The following is a 1957-nucleotide window of genomic DNA, read 5'->3' on the forward strand; positions in this document are numbered from 1 at the left end:
GTTATTTCTAGACGAGGATGAACCTCGAACTATCCGCTCCATCCATAATTCTGTCGAGTAGAAAAGCTAAAATAGGGCTTTTCTAAACAGCCTGAACAAACTTATGTTTGTCTTTACTATATATAAAATTAATAAAATCCATTCGCTCTTTTTCAAATAGTATAGGAACACTCTCTCCCGTTTCTTTGTCTCTAATACTCATGACTTTTGTATATAAGAGCAATGAATATTTTATATCAGTATAATTATCAAAATAAACAGTCAGAGGTTTTCCATTAATAAATACTTTTTGTTTCAAGCAAATCCTCCCCTGTGAAAGTATAGTAATTTCTCCTATTAATCCATTCATGTAGTCATGTCACCGTTTGATCGCCCGATTCATTCTTCTTCCTGTTTATCAATATGATATCACTATTCAAAATTATACTTTACTATCTTTTTGAAAAAAGAAGAGTTCAGAAATTATTTTATCCATTAAAGGGTCTTTAATTTCCGAAAAGACACGTTTTCACCATAATTTATAAGTCTTGTTTTCAGCCTCTTCCCCTGTCATTCCTCATAACTTCCACAGGGATAATACCATATTTCCCTAATGGCTCTTTTGTTGAGACACAAGCAATCTATTCAGATTTTCAAAAACAATCTCCCGCAAGTTTTCAACCTCTAAGAAGTGTTCAAAATCACGATAAATTGAAGGAATGTCGTCTGGCATAATCTGACGATTATTATATTTACTATGCGGTCCATCTGTTTCAATCAAGATGTGCTGCAAAGGTATACTTCGAATTATTTCCCTTCCCTTTTTTGTCCTTAGCATTGATGGATTTAGAGATAAATAATAATTTGATCCAATAACATCTTGTAGATTCTTTATGCTCCCTGTATACCAATGGAAGACGGCATGTTTAACTCCAAACTCCTTTAAATATTTCAATACATCTGATTCTGCATTACGTGAATGAACAGACATAATTTTATTCTCATCAGCGGTTTTACGACAAATGTGGCGAAAAATTCTGAGTTGCTCATCCCGATTCTTAATATGATCTTTGGAGTAGTCCAGCCCGACTTCACCTACATATTTAGTTTCATCAAGGTATTTATCAAAAGACTTTTGTTTGAATGGACGTATGTTTACCATTTCAGGATGATAGCCCAATGCTAATTTTACGTACTTTGATTCTGGAAAAGCATCTTTGGCTTTATTAAATACTTCTGGAAAATTCGTCACAAATAGGGCGTAGATCTTTTGATTGTTATAGAAATTAAAAATTTTTTTATAGTCTGGGTAGTAATCAATATGAACATGAAAATCAACAAGGTTCTTCATAGCTTTCCTTCAGATCCATATAGTTTTTTAATCCCCCGCCATTAGTTACTTCTTCGTAATCAATCATTTGTAGGAGCTCTTTTAGGGATTCTCTGTAAACTCTCTCGTAAGAGTCTAATTCCTCACTTGTTAAAGGACCTTGTATACGAAGCAATCTTCTAATAAACGATTGATCATGTCTTTTTTCTACGTATCTTTTTATCGTAAACAAAACAGCTTTAAGATCACTTGCCTTTCCATCAAGATTGTTGTTTTCCTCAATAAAGCTTCTATTCAACTTATAATATGGATTATATTGATCATCAACAAAATCATTGACGATTAACGAAGCCCTACGTATGATGCAAGGATAGCAGTAACCACAGTTTACAGGCGGACTAACTCCATCATATCTGCTCTGGCATGGATGAGAACAAGATAAGGTTTCTTTAAATTCCTTTCGAAATACAACATTATTTTTGTGTTCCGCGACAATTTCCCCTTTTGTCATTGCAGAATAGAAATTCTTCACTTGATGAGTAACTCCTAATTCGGGCTTGCTGAACGAACAAAAAATCCTTATTCCACAAGGGATTTGAGCTACTTTTGTCGAATTTATCTGCAAGGAAAACATAGAAAATTGGCAAA

The 1957-nt window shown here is 33.6% G+C and carries 2 protein-coding genes and 1 pseudogene; all 3 read right to left on the reverse strand.

What is annotated here, in order from left to right; genetic code table 11:
- Nucleotides 1-82 precede the first annotated feature (82 nt).
- Complete coding sequence (locus G485_RS30100) at nucleotides 83-298, reverse strand: hypothetical protein (RefSeq protein ID WP_156922464.1); 216 nt, start codon at nucleotides 296-298, stop codon at nucleotides 83-85.
- A gap of 291 nt (nucleotides 299-589) precedes the next feature.
- On the reverse strand, nucleotides 590-1330 hold the full coding sequence (locus tag G485_RS0117395) for a TatD family hydrolase (RefSeq protein ID WP_027093549.1): 741 nt from the start codon (nucleotides 1328-1330) through the stop codon (nucleotides 590-592).
- Nucleotides 1314-1957: pseudogene (locus tag G485_RS30105) on the reverse strand (7-cyano-7-deazaguanine synthase); the annotation flags it as partial. The gene G485_RS0117395 and the pseudogene G485_RS30105, both read right to left, overlap by 17 nt.

It is taken from the genome of Cohnella thermotolerans DSM 17683 (assembly GCF_000429825.1).
GTDB lineage: Bacteria > Bacillota > Bacilli > Paenibacillales > Paenibacillaceae > Cohnella > Cohnella thermotolerans.

What these genes read in the sequence shown, in the direction of transcription:
- G485_RS0117395 (WP_027093549.1), bottom strand. Translation starts at nt 1,330, where the DNA reads ATGAAGAACCTTGTTGATTTTCATGTTCATATTGATTACTACCCAGAC.